Origin of the sequence: Cupriavidus sp. AU9028, assembly GCF_019795295.1 — a bacterium.
Classification (GTDB): domain Bacteria; phylum Pseudomonadota; class Gammaproteobacteria; order Burkholderiales; family Burkholderiaceae; genus Cupriavidus.
Genome location: NZ_JAIMCG010000027.1, coordinates 1 through 15195 on the forward strand (window position 1 = coordinate 1; position 15195 = coordinate 15195).

11 protein-coding genes and 1 pseudogene are annotated in these 15195 nt (G+C 67.5%); all 12 read right to left on the reverse strand.

Features of this window, described 5'->3' with window-relative positions:
- Positions 1 to 280 precede the first annotated feature (280 nt).
- The 12 genes and pseudogenes from lpxC to murF all read right to left on the reverse strand — a co-directional run bounded on the left by lpxC (position 281) and on the right by murF (position 15173).
- Entirely contained in the window at positions 281 to 1198 is a 918-nt protein-coding gene (lpxC, locus tag K6V06_RS20125) for a UDP-3-O-acyl-N-acetylglucosamine deacetylase (protein ID WP_222245913.1), read from the reverse strand.
- A gap of 166 nt (positions 1199 to 1364) precedes the next feature.
- Positions 1365 to 1871, reverse strand: a complete 507-nt coding sequence (locus K6V06_RS20130) for a peroxiredoxin (RefSeq protein WP_222245914.1) — start codon at positions 1869 to 1871, stop codon at positions 1365 to 1367.
- A 435-nt stretch (positions 1872 to 2306) separates the two neighbouring features.
- A complete protein-coding gene (gene ftsZ / locus K6V06_RS20135) occupies positions 2307 to 3500 on the reverse strand; it encodes a cell division protein FtsZ (RefSeq protein ID WP_222245915.1) in 1194 nt (397 codons plus the stop codon).
- Positions 3501 to 3659: 159 nt separating this feature from the next.
- Positions 3660 to 4892 carry a cell division protein FtsA gene (gene ftsA / locus K6V06_RS20140; protein WP_222245916.1) on the reverse strand — a complete coding sequence of 411 codons (1233 nt, stop codon included), beginning with the start codon at positions 4890 to 4892 and terminating at the stop codon, positions 3660 to 3662.
- Positions 4889 to 5803 (reverse strand): cell division protein FtsQ/DivIB, encoded by a 915-nt coding sequence (locus K6V06_RS20145; RefSeq protein WP_222245917.1) that lies wholly within the window; start codon positions 5801 to 5803, stop codon positions 4889 to 4891. Before K6V06_RS20145 ends, ftsA begins: the two co-directional genes overlap by 4 nt.
- 101 nt (positions 5804 to 5904) lie before the next feature.
- Positions 5905 to 6897 (reverse strand): D-alanine--D-alanine ligase, encoded by a 993-nt coding sequence (locus K6V06_RS20150; RefSeq protein ID WP_222245918.1) that lies wholly within the window; start codon positions 6895 to 6897, stop codon positions 5905 to 5907.
- Positions 6898 to 7067: 170 nt separating this feature from the next.
- Positions 7068 to 8468 (reverse strand): annotated as a pseudogene (murC, locus tag K6V06_RS20155) (UDP-N-acetylmuramate--L-alanine ligase); the annotation flags it as partial.
- Between the two features lie 38 nt (positions 8469 to 8506).
- The gene (gene murG / locus K6V06_RS20160) at positions 8507 to 9586 is read right to left on the reverse strand and encodes an undecaprenyldiphospho-muramoylpentapeptide beta-N-acetylglucosaminyltransferase (RefSeq protein WP_222245919.1); all 1080 of its coding nucleotides are present in this window, start codon (positions 9584 to 9586) and stop codon (positions 8507 to 8509) included.
- Complete coding sequence (gene ftsW / locus K6V06_RS20165; protein ID WP_222245920.1) at positions 9583 to 10836, reverse strand: putative lipid II flippase FtsW; 1254 nt, start codon at positions 10834 to 10836, stop codon at positions 9583 to 9585. Before ftsW ends, murG begins: the two co-directional genes overlap by 4 nt.
- Entirely contained in the window at positions 10833 to 12377 is a 1545-nt protein-coding gene (murD, locus tag K6V06_RS20170) for a UDP-N-acetylmuramoyl-L-alanine--D-glutamate ligase (RefSeq protein WP_222245921.1), read from the reverse strand. Before murD ends, ftsW begins: the two co-directional genes overlap by 4 nt.
- Before the next feature lie 67 nt (positions 12378 to 12444).
- Positions 12445 to 13614 carry a phospho-N-acetylmuramoyl-pentapeptide-transferase gene (gene mraY, locus K6V06_RS20175; protein ID WP_222245922.1) on the reverse strand — a complete coding sequence of 390 codons (1170 nt, stop codon included), beginning with the start codon at positions 13612 to 13614 and terminating at the stop codon, positions 12445 to 12447.
- 95 nt (positions 13615 to 13709) lie between these two features.
- Positions 13710 to 15173 (reverse strand): UDP-N-acetylmuramoyl-tripeptide--D-alanyl-D-alanine ligase, encoded by a 1464-nt coding sequence (gene murF / locus K6V06_RS20180; protein WP_222245923.1) that lies wholly within the window; start codon positions 15171 to 15173, stop codon positions 13710 to 13712.
- Positions 15174 to 15195: the final 22 nt, after the last annotated feature.

Genomic DNA, 15195 nt, shown 5'->3' on the forward strand with positions numbered 1-15195 from the left:
CGTCACCGCCTGCATGCGCAAGCTGCTCACCGTGCTGAACGCCATGATGAAATCCGGGCAGCCATGGCAGGACAACACGCCCGCTTGACACGGTTGCTCTCCCGCAAGCGGGCGAGGGGAGCAAACCGGGAGGGATTCAAACGCTAAAGGTGTGCTCCCCTCTCCTGCGAGCGGGCGAGGGGAGCAAACCGGGAGGGGTGCAAACGCTGAAGGTGTGCTCCCCTCTCCCGCCCGGCGGGAGAGGGGCCGGGGGAGAGGGCAATGAACCCGAAACGCCCCTTCAGGCGAACGCCGGCTGCAGCTGCGGCAGGAACGCCGAGGGCGCCTCTTCCTGCCGTTCGAAGGTGACGAACTCGTAAGCTTCCTGATCCGCCAGCAGCGCCCGCAGCAACTGATTGTTCAGGCCGTGCCCGGACTTGTGCGCGGTATAGGCGGCGATCAGCGGATGGCCGATCACGTACAGGTCGCCGATGGCGTCGAGGATCTTGTGCCGGACGAACTCGTCGCCGTAGCGCAATTCCTCGTTGTTCAGCATGCGGTGCTCGTCCAGCACGATGGCGTTGTCCAGGCTGCCGCCGCGCGCCAGCCCCATCTCGCGCAGCGCCTCGACCTCATGGGCGAAGCCGAAGGTGCGGGCGCGGGCGATCTCGCGGACATAGCTGGTGTCGGCGAAGTCGATCTCGAAGGTCTGTCCCGTCTTGTCCACCGCCGGATGCCGGAAGTCGATGGTGAAGGCCAGCTTGAAGCCGAAATACGGCTCCAGGCGCGCCAGCTTGTCGCCGTCGCGCACTTCCACCGGCTTGCGCACGCGGATGAATTTCTTCGCCGCCGGCTGCTCCTCGATGCCCGCCGATTGCAGCAGGAACACGAAGGACGCCGAGCTGCCGTCCATGATGGGGATTTCCTCGGCGTCGACATCGACGTACAGGTTGTCGATCCCCAGGCCCGCGCAGGCCGACATCAGATGCTCGACCGTGGAGACGCGCGCGCCGTTCTTCTGCAGCACGGACGCCAGCCGCGTGTCGCCGATCGCGCCGGCGGCAGCAGGGATCTCGACCGGTTCGGGCAGGTCGACCCGGGTAAAGACAATGCCGTTGCCGGCCGGTGCCGGCCTCAACGTCAGCGTCACTTTCCGACCCGAGTGCAAGCCAATGCCGACCGTCTTGACCAGGGATTTGATGGTGCGCTGTTTGAGCATAACGGCCTCTACTAATTATTAAAATCTATCAGGCTTGAAACTTGATAAACCGTAGCTTACCACTGACCGGCTTGTTGCGCTGCACACCGTTTTGTTTCGACGTGTTAAGAACATGTCAAAGCGTTGATTTCGAGGCGTCGACAGCCGGAAACCAGCGCTCTTCGTGTCACGCGCGCAACAGATCCAGCACCGCTTCGGCGCTGCTGACCCGGAATTCCCCCGGTGCCTCGATGGCCAGCCTGGTTACCACGCCGTCCTCGAGCACCATCGCGTAGCGCTGCGAGCGGATACCCAGCCCGCGCTTGCCCAGGTCCTGTGACAGTCCGAGCGCCTGCGTCCACTCGGCACTGCCGTCGCCAAGCATGCGGATCTTGCCTTCGGTGCCCTGCTCGCGTGCCCAGGCGCCCATTACATAGGCATCGTTGACCGACACACACCAGATTTCGTCGATACCGGCGGCACGAAGTTCGTCCGCATGGCGCAAATAACCTGGAACATGCTGCGCCGAGCACGTGCGGGTGAACGCCCCTGGCAAGCCAAAGACCACGATGCGCCGGCCCTTGACAAGGTCGCTCACCTGGAACGCGTTCGGGCCAACCGGACAGCCGTCGGTTTCGGCGTCGAAGTACTCATAAAGCGTGGCATCGGGCACGCGTGCACCAACAGCGATCATGACGGGCATCCTTGCCGGACCCGCCGAGGGCGAATCCAGTCTGCATCATAGTGCTCGCCCCGAGCCCTCCCAAGTACGAGGGTTCGACAGATGGCGTCGGACATTGCCCACAAGAGCTGGACGCGAGCGGTAGTCAAAATGCGTCCGCGAGACGCCGGCTTTCGCTGGCGTCTCGCGGACGGCGGCACATCCCGGCCGGGAGGCGGGAGACCAGTCCGGGGAGGCGGCCGGTGGCACGCCTTTCCCGGCAACGGGATGCGGACGGACCGAGACGGTCCGATGCGGCAGGCGCACGAAGAGCCAGGCTGCCGGTCTGCCGGGCCGCTACGCGATGCGGCGATGCACTGGCGGATAGGGAGCGCCGGTGTGCAACCGCCTGCGGTCGCGCGCGTTGCCTGTCAGGCCGCGCTCATGCCCTTCGCGAACCGCTCGGCATCAGTCCGCCTGCTTGCGCAGGAAGGCCGGGATGTCGTAGGTATCGACGCCCTTTTCCTGCAGCGCGGCCACATGCGCCGATGCCGACTCGCGTGAGCTGCGCCATACCGCCGGCGTGTCCAGACCGCTGTAGTCCGGCGCGCTGTGCACGGCGGCGCCGTTCTGCAGACCGGCCATCATTTGCAGCGGCATGTTGTCGGTGCCGGTCTTGAGCAGCGTCATCGGCTGCTGCTTCTTGGCATTGCGGCCCAGGCCGGTGGCGACGACGGTCACGCGCAGCGCATCCCCCATCGAGTCGTCGTAGACGGTACCGAAGATCACGGTGGCATCTTCCGCGGCATAGCTGCGGATGGTGTTCATGACTTCCTTGGTCTCCGACAGCTTCAGCGAACGGCTGGCGGTGATGTTGACCAGCACGCCGCGCGCACCGGACAGATCCACGCCTTCCAGCAGCGGGCTGGCGACGGCCTGCTCGGCGGCCAGGCGGGCACGGTCGACGCCGGACACGGTGGCCGTACCCATCATCGCCTTGCCCTGCTCGCCCATCACGGTCTTCACGTCTTCGAAGTCGACGTTGACCAGACCATCGACATTGATGATCTCGGCGATGCCGGCCACCGCGTTGTGCAGCACGTCGTCGGCGCACTGGAAGCACTTGTCCATCTCGGCGTCGTCGCCCATCACCTCGAACAGCTTCTCGTTGAGCACGACGATCAGCGAATCGACGCTGTTCTCGAGCTCGCCCGAGCCCGCCTCGGCGACCTTGGCGCGGCGCGCGCCTTCGAAGTCGAACGGCTTGCTGACCACGCCCACGGTCAGGATGCCCATTTCCTTGGCAACCTGCGCCACGATCGGCGCGGCGCCGGTACCGGTGCCGCCGCCCATGCCGGCAGTGATGAAGACCATATGCGCGCCGCGCAGCGCGTCGGCGATCTGTTCGCGAGCCGATTCGGCGCAGGTGCGGCCGACTTCCGGCTTGGCACCGGCGCCCAGGCCGGTATTGCCCAGCTGCAGCACGCGTGCCGCGGTGGAGCGCTTCAGCGCCTGGGCATCGGTGTTCATGCAGATGAATTCGACGCCCTGCACCCCGCGGCTGATCATGTGCTGCACGGCGTTACCGCCCGCGCCACCCACGCCAACCACCTTGATGATGGTGCCGTCCTGCACTTCCGATTCGATCATGTCAAAGTCCATCACTGCCTCCAAGGTAAATCAGTCGCCAAACGCTGCAGCCTCCCCGCCGCAACCCTTGGTTCCTGAACAAAGAACCAACAAATAAAAAAAGAAAACTGCTCGGACAACGCGCGACGCCGTGTTTGGTGCACCGTCGCGTTGCATCTTCATCGCCGGCGATCAGAAATTGCCGACGAACCATTCCTTCATGCGGGTCCAGATCTGCTTGACGGAGCCGCTCTGCACGGCGACCTTGCGCCCGCGCATCCGTTGCACGCGGCCTTCCAGCAGCAGGCCCATCACCGTCGAGTAGCGCGGGCTCTTGACCACCTCGTGCAGGTTGCCGCGGTACTCGGGTACGCCAACCCGAACCGGTTTGAGGAAGATGTCCTCTCCCAGTTCCACCATTCCGGGCATCATTGCCGTGCCACCCGTGATGACGATGCCCGAGGACAGCAATTCCTCGTAGCCGGACTCGCGCACGACCTGATGGACCAGCGAATACAGCTCCTCGATTCGGGGCTCGATCACCGCGGCCAGGGCCTGGCGCGACAGCGTGCGCGTGCCGCGATCGCCCACGCCCGGCACCTCGATCATTTCCTCCGGATCGGCGATTGCCTGCTTGGCGATGCCGTACTGGATCTTCACGTCCTCGGCATCGGGCGTCGGCGTGCGCAGTGCCATCGCGATGTCGTTGGTGATCTGGTCGCCGGCGATGGGAATCACCGCCGTATGGCGGATCGCGCCTTCGCTGAAGATGGCGATATCGGTGGTGCCGCTGCCGATATCGACCAGCACCACGCCCAGTTCCTTCTCGTCCTCGGTCAGCACCGCCAGGCTCGACGCCAGCGGCTGCAGGATCAGGTCGTGCACTTCGAGGCCGCAGCGGCGCACGCACTTGACGATGTTCTGCGCGGCGCTGACCGCGCCGGTGACGATATGGACCTTGACCTCCAGGCGGATGCCGCTCATGCCGATGGGCTCGCGCACGTCCTCCTGCCCGTCGATGATGAATTCCTGGGTCAGGATATGCAGGATCTGCTGGTCGGTCGGAATGTTGACCGCCTTGGCGGTCTCGATCACCCGCGCGACATCGGTCTGCGTGACCTCCTTGTCCTTGATCGCCACCATGCCGCTCGAGTTGAACGAGCGGATATGGCTGCCTGCGATGCCGGTGAACACCTCCGCGATCTTGCAGTCGGCCATCAGCTCGGCTTCTTCCAGCGCCTTCTGGATGGACTGCACGGTGGCCTCGATATTGACCACGACCCCTTTCTTCAGCCCCTTGGACTCGGATTGGCCCATCCCGATCACTTCGTAGCTGCCGTCGGGGCGCAATTCCGCAACCACCGCCGCCACCTTCGAGGTGCCGATGTCCAGACCAACCAACAGGTCCTTGTATTCCTTGCTCATCGGGTTTTCTCCGCGTTCTCTCTTTTCAGTCGCGTCGGATTGTTGTTGGATGCCGCACCGCGGGTTGCGGCCCTTGCTACGCTCTTCTCTGCGCCCTTCTGCGCCGCCTTCTCCGCGGCCTTGGCCGCTGCCGCCGCTTCCGCTTCCGTGAGGAAGCGCACGTTGGCCGCGCGGATGGCGAACCCGTTCGGATAGCGCAGATCGGCGAACTCAATCTGCTTGCCCCACCGTTCGGTCACCTGCGGCCAGGCGATCACGAAGCGCTTGACGCGCTCGTCCATCGCGACACGGTCCTGCTCGGTCTGCTCCCGTCCAAGCTCGACCTCCATGCCGTTCGACAGTCTTGCGCGCCAGGCATAGCGCCCGGATAGCGCCACCGCGAGCGGCTCGGCCTTCAGGGGCCGGAACCACTCGCGCATGGTCTGCAGTTTCTCGACGACCTCGCCCTGGCTGCCGGGCGGTCCGTCCAGCGCCAGCAGCTGCGCGTCCTCTTCCGCCTCCGCGGTATTGGCCACGAACAGCTCGCCATACGTATTGATTAGGCGCCCGGTGTCGCTCGGGCCCCAGGTGCCCAGCGGCTCGTGCTCCTCGACGTGGACCAGCAACCCGCTGGGCCATTCCCGCCGCACGCTCGCCTTGCGCACCCACGGCACCGATTCGAACGCCTCGCGCGCCGCGTCCAGGTCCAGCGTGAAGAAGTTGCCGGACAGCTTGGACAGGGCATTGGCACGCAAGGACGGCGCATTGACGTGCCGCAGCGGCAGGTCGTACATCGGCGCCACCTGGACATGCGTGATGGCGAACACCGGCCGCTGCGCCAGCCACATCAGGCCGGTGCCGAGCGCGATCAGCACCACCACGGCGTACAGCGTGGTAGCGATCAGGTTCAGCAGGCGAGCGTTATGCCACATGTCGTTCGGGTTGTTGTGCAGGCGGCCGGACAGCTTGTCCGGCCGCGGTCTTGTCCAGTTGCTTGATGGGTTGCTGGGTGGCCTTGCGGCGGCCGGCCTTGCTACTCGGGCTTCCAGTGTTCGTTAGGACGCAGATCGAGGGATGCCGTGGCGATAAGCTGCATCACGAAGTCCTCATAACTGATGCCCGCGGCACGGGCCGACATCGGCACCAGCGAATGGCCAGTCATACCAGGCGAGGTATTCATTTCGAGCAGATAGGGTTGGCCATCGGCGGTGAGCATCACGTCCGCCCGTCCCCAGCCCCGGCAGCCCAGCACGCGGAACGCCTCCACCGCGAGCCGGCGCACCTGCTGCTCGATCTCGTCGGTCAGGCCGGCCGGACACAGGTACTGGGTGACGTCGGTGAAGTACTTGTTCTGGTAGTCGTAGTTCGCATCCGGCGCGACGATGCGGATCACCGGCAGCGCGGTTGCCCCTTCGCCCTCCCCGACGACGGGGCACGTCAGTTCCGCGCCATCGATGAACGCTTCGGCCAGGACATCGGTATCGAGTACCGCCGCCTTTTCATAGGCGGCGCGCATCTGCGCGACCTCGGTCACCTTGGTCAGCCCGATCGAGGAGCCTTCGCGCGCCGGCTTGACGATCAGCGGCAGGCCGAGCTCGCCAGCGATGCGGGCGAAGTCGGCGTCCGTGCTCGACGCGGTCAGCATCGCGAACGGCGGCGTCGACAAGCCGTGCGTGGACCACAGCCGCTTGGTGGCCTGCTTGTCCATCGCCAGCGCGGATGCCAGCACGCCGCTGCCGGTGTAGGGAATGCCCAGTTGCTCCAGCAGGCCCTGCATGGTGCCGTCCTCGCCGAAGCGGCCGTGCAGCGCGATGAAGACGCGATCAAAGCCCGCCGCGGCCAGTTCGGTCACGCCCTGGCGGCCCGGGTCGAACGCGTGGGCGTCCACGCCGCGGGACCGCAGCGCGGCCAGCACGCCCTGGCCGGACAGTAGCGAGATCTCCCGTTCGGCGGAGCGGCCGCCCATCAGCACGCCTACCTTGCCAAGCGAGCGGGGATCGATATTCGGTTGTGCGACGAAACTCATGCGTGGTCTCCGGAAGAGGCCGATGCTTGCAGCGAGGCTTGCGTAGGGGTCTGCGCGGCGCCGGGGGCGATGCCCACGGCGGCGGAAGCGGGGCTGGCGGCGCGCTCCAGCGCCGCCGCGGCGGACGGCGTGGCAGCCGGCTCGCCGGCACCGCGGCCCGACTGCATGCCGGCCTGGTTCTGCACCAGTTGCCCCGGCACGGCGCCAATGGTGCCGGCGCCCATGGTGATCACCACATCGCCGGGCCGGGCGGCGTCCAGGATGGCCTGCGGCATCTCCTCGATGCGCTCGACGAAGACCGGCTCTACCTTGCCCGCCACCCGCAGGGCACGCGTCAGCGCGCGGCCGTCGGCGGCGACGATGGGCGTCTCGCCAGCGGCGTAGACCTCGGCCAGCAGCAGCGCATCGACGCTGCCCAGCACCTTGACGAAGTCCTCGAAGCAGTCCCGGGTACGGGTGTAGCGGTGCGGCTGGAACGCCAGCACCAGCCGACGCCCCGGGAAGGCGCCGCGTGCGGCCGCCAGGGTCGCCGTCATCTCCACCGGGTGGTGGCCATAGTCGTCGACCAGCGTGAAGGTGCCCGCGCCGTCGGCGGTCGCCACCTCGCCGTAGCGCTGGAAGCGCCGGCCCACGCCGTGGAATTCGCGCAGCGCCTTGACGATGGCGGCGTCGGGCACTTCCAGCTCGGTAGCGATGGCGATGGCCGCCAGCGCGTTCTGCACGTTGTGCAGCCCGGGCAGGTTCAGCACCACGTCCAGCGGCGGCTCGGCGCTGCCATTGAGCTGGCGCAGCACGGTGAAGTGCATCTGGCCGTCGATCGCGCGCGCGTTCACCGCGCGCACCTGGGCGTCCTCGGCGAAGCCGTAGCGCACCACCGGCTTGGAAACGAACGGCAGGATCTCGCGCACGTTCGGGTCATCCACGCACAACACGGCGATGCCGTAGAACGGCAGGCGCTGGGTGAACTCGACGAAGGCCTGCTTCAGACGGGCGAAATCGTGCCCGTAGGTGTCCATGTGGTCCGCGTCGATGTTGGTGATCACCTCGATCACCGGATACAGGTTCAGGAACGACGCATCGGACTCGTCCGCCTCGGCGACGATGAAGTCGCCCGTGCCCAGCCGCGCATTGGCGCCGGCCGAGTTCAGCCGGCCGCCGATCACGAAGGTCGGATCGAGGCCGCCTTCCGCCAGCACCGACGCCACCAGGCTGGTGGTAGTGGTCTTTCCATGCGTGCCGGCGATGGCCACGCCCTGCTTCAGCCGCATCAGCTCGGCCAGCATCACCGCGCGCGGCACCACCGGAATGCGCTTCGCACGGGCGGCCAGCACCTCGGGGTTGTCGTTGCTCACCGCGGTGGACACCACCACCGCGTTGGCGCCGGTGACATTCGCCGCGTCGTGGCCGTGCATCACCGTCGCCCCCAGCGAGGCGAGGCGGCGCGTGGCGGCGTTGCTGCCCATGTCGGAACCGGACACCCGGTAGCCGAGATTGAGCAGCACCTCGGCGATGCCGCTCATGCCGGCCCCGCCGATGCCGACGAAGTGAATGTTCTTGACGATATGCTTCATGAATTCGTTGTCTCTGGCGCCTGCCTCAGTCCTTCGCCTCAGTCCTTCGCCATCTCGCCGCAGATCTGCGCCACGCGGCGCGTCGCATCCGGCTTGGCCAGTTCACGGGCCCGCCGCGCCATGTCCTTCAAGCTCTCCCGCGACAGGCCGGCCAGCGTGCGGGCCAGGCCCTCGGCAGTCAGTTCGCGCTGCTGCACCAGCAGCGCCGCGCCGGGTTCGGCGAGGAAACGCGCATTGGTGGTCTGGTGGTCGTCGACCGCATGTGGAAACGGCACGAACAGCGCCGCGACGCCGGCCGCCGCCACTTCCGACACCGTCATCGCGCCGGCGCGGCAGATCACCAGATCGGCCTCCCCATACGCGCCCGCCATGTCGTCGATAAAAGGCACCGCCTCGGCTTCGACCCCGGCGGCGGCGTAGTTGGCGCGCAGCGCATCGATCTGCTTGACCCCGGCCTGGTGGCGCACCAGCGGCCGCTCGCCCGGCGGCAGCAAGGCCAGCGCCTTGGGCACGACCTCGTTCAGCGCCTGGGCGCCAAGGCTGCCGCCGACCACCAGCACGCGCAGCGCGCCGGTGCGGCTGTCGTAGCGCGCGCCCGGCTCGGGCAACGCCGCCAGTTCCTCGCGCACCGGGTTGCCGGTCCATTCCGCACCGGGCAGCGCCTGCGGGAAGGCGCACAACACGCGGTCGGCGACCCTGGCCAGCACCTTGTTGGCCAGGCCGGCGATCGAATTCTGTTCGTGCAGCACCAGCGGCCGGCCCAGCAGCGACGCCATCATGCCGGCCGGGAAGGTGATATAGCCGCCCATGCCCAGCACCACGTCCGGGCGCACCCGGCGCAGCGCGCCGATGCTCTGCGCGAAGGCGCGCAGCAGGTTCAGCGGCAGCAGCAGCTTGGTCACCAGGCCCTTGCCGCGCAGGCCACCGAACTGGATGGTCTCCATCGGGATGCCGTGCTTCGGCACCAGCGTCGCTTCCATGCCGGTGCGATTACCCAGCCAGACCACGCGCCAGCCCTGTTCGCGCAGCGCGTTGGCCACGGCGAGGCCCGGGAACACGTGGCCGCCGGTGCCGCCTGCCATGACCATCAGGGTCCGTTGCGGATGCGCAGCGGTCATACCTTCCCTCCGCGCATCAGAACTCGATTCTCATAATCGACCCGCAGCAGCAACGCTAGCGCCACGCAATTCATCAGGATGCCCGAGCCGCCGTAACTGACCATCGGCAGCGTCAGCCCCTTGGTCGGCAGCAGGCCCAGGTTCACGCCCATGTTGATGAACGCCTGCCAGCCGATCCAGATGCCGATGCCCTTGGCAACCAGGCCAGCAAAGGTACGGTCCAGCTGCAGCGCGGTGCGGCCGATCTCGAAGGCGCGGCGCACGAGCCAGTAGAACAGCACGATGGCGGTCAGCACGCCGATGAAACCCAGCTCCTCGCCGATCACGGCGAGGATGAAATCGGTGTGCGCCTCGGGCAGGTAGTGCAGCTTCTCGATACTGCCGCCCAGCCCCACGCCGGTCCATTCGCCGCGTCCGAAGGCGATCAGCGAATGTGTCAGCTGGTAGGCCTTGCCCAGCGCGTATTCCTCGCGCCACGGGTCCAGATAGGCGAAGATCCGCTCGCGCCGCCATGGCGAGACGGCGATCAGCAGCGTGAAGGTGCCGACCGCGATGGCGACCAGCGCACCGAACAGCTTGCCGTTGACGCCGCCCAGGAACAGGATGCCCATCGCAATGGCGGCAATCACCAGGAAGGCGCCCATATCCGGTTCGAGCAGCAACAGCATGCCGACCACCGCCACCGCGATGCCCATCGGCGCGAAGCCCTTGCGCAGGCTCTGCATCCATTCCTGCTTGCGCACCGTGTAGTTGGCCGCGTACAGCACCACCGCCAGCTTCATCAGCTCGGACGGCTGGAAGTTCATCACGCCCAGCGGGATCCAGCGGCGGGCGCCATTGACGCCCTTGCCGATGAACGGCACCAGCACCAGGACCAGCAGGATCAGCGCCAGCACGAACAGCTTGGGTGCATAGCGGTCCCAGAACTTGACCGGAATCTGGAACGACAGCAGCCCGATGCCCAGGCCAATGGCGAGCGCGAAGGCATGGCGCATCAGGAAATGGCTCTCGCGGTAGTTGGCGAAGCGCGGCGAATCGGGCAGGGCGATGCTGGCCGAATAGACCATCACCAGACCGAGCGACAGCAGCACGATGGCCACCCACAGCAGCGGCTGGTCGTACTCCATCATGCGCGAGCGGGTCGGCTTGACGCCGGACACGGCATCGCGCAGCCCTTCCCAGGCGTTGCCCAGCGTGGCGCCAACAAAGCCGGAGCGCTTGGACTGGCGTTCGGTGTGCATCTCGCTCATGGCATGATCCCCCGGGACAGCGCCAGTTCTTCCACCGCCGCGCGGAACACTTCGGCGCGATGGACGTAGTTGCGGAACATGTCCAGGCTGGCGCAGGCCGGCGACAGCAGCACGGCATCGCCCGGCTGCGCGTGCGCGGCCGCCTGCGTCACCGCGTCCTCCAGCGTCGCGGCATCCGCCAGCGGCACGCCGGTCTGCTCCAGCGCGGCGCGCAACTCGCCCGCGGCCTTGCCGATCAGCACCACCGCGCGGGCGTACTGCGCGACCGGCGCCTGCAGCGGCGAGAAGTCCTGCCCCTTGCCCTCGCCGCCGGCGATCAGCACCACCCGCTTGTCCAGGCCCGACAACGCGGCAACCGTGGCGCCCACGTTGGTGCCCTTGCTGTCGTCGAAATACTCGACGTCATCGATGGTGGCGATCCACTCGACACGATGCGGCTCGCCGCGGTATTCGCGCAGGCCGTGCAGCAGTGCGTTCAGCGGCAGGTCGATGGCACGGCACAGCGCCAGCGCGGCCATCGCGTTGGTGGCGTTGTGCATGCCGCGGATATGCAGCGCATCGGCGGGCATCAGCCGCTTGTGGCGCACCGGCACCGGTGCCGCGTCGCTGTCGGCGGCGGCCTTGCGGCGGCGCGGCTTCGCCTCCTCGGCGTCAGGGTCGGCCTCCGCCAGCACCAGCCACGGCATGCCGCCTTCGCGCAGGATGCCGAAGCAGCCCGGCGTGTCCGGCAGGTCCGTGCCGAAGGTCACCGGCTTGCTGCCCGCGCGCGCCATGTCCATGGTCAGGCGGTCGTCGCGATTGAGTACCTGCACCGGCGCCGCCCGGTCGTCGGCGGCCAGCGTGCCTGGTGCGGCAGGGGCGGCGCCGAAGATGCGGGCCTTGGCGGCGGCATAGCGTTGCATCGAGCCGTGCCAGTCCAGATGGTCCTGGGTAACGTTCAGCACCGTGGCGGCGTCGGGCGCCAGCGTCGAGGTGGTCTCCAGCTGGAAGCTGGACAGCTCCAGCACCCATACATCGGGCAGCGTCGCCGAGGCGATGCAGGCGGACAGCTTGTCCAGTGCCGAGGGGCTGATATTGCCGGCCACTGCCACGCTGCGCCCGGCCCGCTCGACCAGCCGGCCGGTCAGGGCGGTGGTGGTGGTCTTGCCATTGGTGCCGGTGATGGCCAGCAGCTTCGGCGCGTAACCCGATTCCGCACGCAGGTGCGCCAGCGCGCGCGCGAAGAATTCGATCTCGCCCCATACCGGGATCGCACGCTCGGCCGCGGCGGCCAGCAGCGCGGCAGTGTCGGCTTCCGCTGGCGACAGCCCAGGGCTGATCGCGACCAGCGCGATGCCGTCGAGCAGCGCCGGCGTGAACGGCGCGCCGACGAACTCGGCGCCGGTCAGCTCGGCCTGCAGGAAGGCGAGATTGGCGGGCGCCTCGCGCGTGTCGGCCACGCGCACGGCGCAGCCGAACCGGCCGCACCAGCGCGCCATCGCCAGCCCCGATTCACCGAGGCCCAGCACCAGCACATGAGGGGTCTGCAACTCGCCAAACACGTCGTTTCCTGCCTTGACTACCTTTCGTTGAAAAAACCAATCCTGCGAGAACCGTTGTCCGCCGCGCTCAGCGCAGCTTCAGCGTCGACAGGCCGATCAGCACCAGCATCAGCGTGATGACCCAGAAGCGCACCGTCACCTGGGTTTCCTTCCAGCCGCCAAGCTCGAAGTGGTGATGCAGCGGCGCCATCCGGAACAGCCGCCTGCCCTCGCCGTAGCGGCGCTTGGTGAATTTGAACCAGGTGACCTGCAGCATCACCGAAACCGTCTCGGCGACGAACACGCCGCCCATCACGAACAGCACGATTTCCTGGCGCACGATCACCGCGATGGTGCCCAGTGCGCCGCCCAGCGCCAGCGCGCCGACGTCGCCCATGAACACCTGCGCCGGATGCGCGTTGAACCACAGGAACGCCAGTCCCGCCCCGGCCATCGCCGAGCAGAAGATCAGCAGCTCGCCCGCGCCCGGGATATGGGGAAACAGCAGGTACTTGCTGTAGACCGCGCTGCCCATCACGTAGGCGAACACGCCCAGCGCGCTGCCGACCAGCACCACCGGCATGATCACCAGCCCGTCCAGCCCGTCGGTCAGGTTGACGGCATTGCTGGAGCCGACGATGACGAAGTAGGTCAGCACGATGAAGCCGGCCACGCCCAGCGGATAGCTGACTTCCTTGAAGAAGGGCACCAGCAGGTTGGACTTGTACGGCATGTCCAGCGACAGGCCGCCCTCGACCCAGTTGACGAACAGCTCCCAGACCTTGACGTTGCTCGCTTCCGAGATCGAGAAGGCCAGATAGACGGCGGCAACGATGCCGATCAGCGTCTGCCAGAAGTACTTCTCGCCGCTGGACATGCCGCGCGGGTCGCGATAGACCACCTTGCGGTAGTCGTCGACCCAGCCGATCGCGCCATAGCCGAAGGTCACCACCATCACCACCCAGATGAAGCGGTTGCTCCAGTCGCACCAGAGCACCGTCGACACGAAGATCGACAGCAGCACCAGCACGCCGCCCATGGTCGGCGTGCCGGCCTTGACCAGGTGCGTCTGCGGACCGACCGTGCGCACGGCCTGGCCGATCTTCAGCTCGGTGAGCTTGCGGATCACCCAGGGGCCGAAGGCGAGGCCGATCACCAGCGCCGTGAGGTTGGCCATCACGGCACGGAAGGTCAGGTAGTTGAAGACCCGCAAAAAGCTGTAGTCGTCCTGCAGCCACTGGGCCAGAGCCAATAACATCTTGTCTAGATTTCCTTGTTGCTGCCGTGCATGGCGCTACCGTTGCGGGCAGCCGGCCACGGCCGTTTCCTCATCATCGTTGCGGCAATGACTGCTCAACTGGAGCGGTTCGCCGCGTCGGCCGGGGCCAGCAGCACATCCACCATCCGCTCCATCCTCATGAAACGCGATCCCTTCACCAGGATCGCGCTCGCTTGCGCCAACTCGCGACCCGCGCTGTCGCCGCCATGGATGGCGGCAAGCGCGCCGGCCAGATCCTGCGCCGAGGCGAAATGCCGGCCGCCCTGCCCGAAGGCATCGACGGCATCGCCCGTCGCCTCGCCGGTCGCCCACAGCGTCTCGATGCCGCGCTCGCGCGCATAGGCGCCGATCTCGCGGTGGAAGGCCGGTCCCTGATCGCCCACCTCGCCCATGTCGCCCAGCACCAGCACGCGCGGCGCGGCAAAGCCGGCCAGCACATCGATCGCCGCGCGCACCGAATCCGGGTTCGCGTTGTAGGTGTCGTCGATCACCACCGGTGCGCGCAGCGGCTCGCCCTCGGCCGTCGCGATCCGCTTGACCTGCAGCCGGCCCTTGACCGGCTCGAAGGCGGCGAGGCCCCGCTGGATCGCCTCGACCTCGACGCCGGCCGCCAGCGCGCAGGCAGTCGCCGCCAGCGCATTGCGCACGTTGTGCTGTCCCAGCAGGCCAAGCCGGACCTCGAACTGTCCCTGCGGCGCCTGCACCTGAAGACATTGCACGCCGTCCTGCAGGCGGATATCGGCGCGGATGTCGGCAAGTTCAGTGTTGTTTGCGCTGCCGTCGGCAAGACCGAAGGTCAGCACGCGCCGCGCGCCTGCCGCTTCCCGCCAGATCGCCGCATGCGCGCCGCCGCTGGCGCCATCCACCGGGAACACCGCGGTGCCGCCCTCGGGCAGCGCGCGCAGGATGTCGGCATGCTCGCGCGCCACCGCCTCGACGCTGACCATGAACTCCTGGTGCTCACGCTGCGCGTTGGTGATCACCGCCACCGTGGGCTGGGCGATGGCCGCCAGCAGCGCGGTTTCGCCGGGGTGGTTCATCCCCAGTTCGAGCACGGCCAGCCGGTGCGAGGCGCGCAGGCGCAGCACGGTCAGCGGCAGGCCGATGTCATTGTTCAGGTTGCCGCCGGTGGCCAGCCGGCCTTCCTCGCCGGCGGCCGCGGCGAAGATCGCCGCGATCATTTCCTTGACAGTGGTCTTGCCGTTGCTGCCCGTCACCGCCACGGTCGGGATGGCGAACTGCGCGCGCCAGCCGGCGGCAAGCTGCCCCAGCCCCACGCGGGTATCGGGCACGACCAGCGCCGGCAGCCCCTGGGCGGCCTCGCCCGGTTCGCGCTCCACCATCACCGCCGCCGCGCCGCGCGCAGCCACATCGGCGAGGAAATCGTGCGCGTCGAACCGCTCGCCACGCAGCGCGACGAACAGGTCGCCGGGCTGCACGGTACGGCTGTCGGTATGGACGCGGGTGAACGCGCGGGCGGCGTCGCCGGACACGCGCGCGCCGGCGATCCAGCCCGCGGCCTGCTGCAGATCGGTCATCGTCTGATTCGGTACGGGCCGC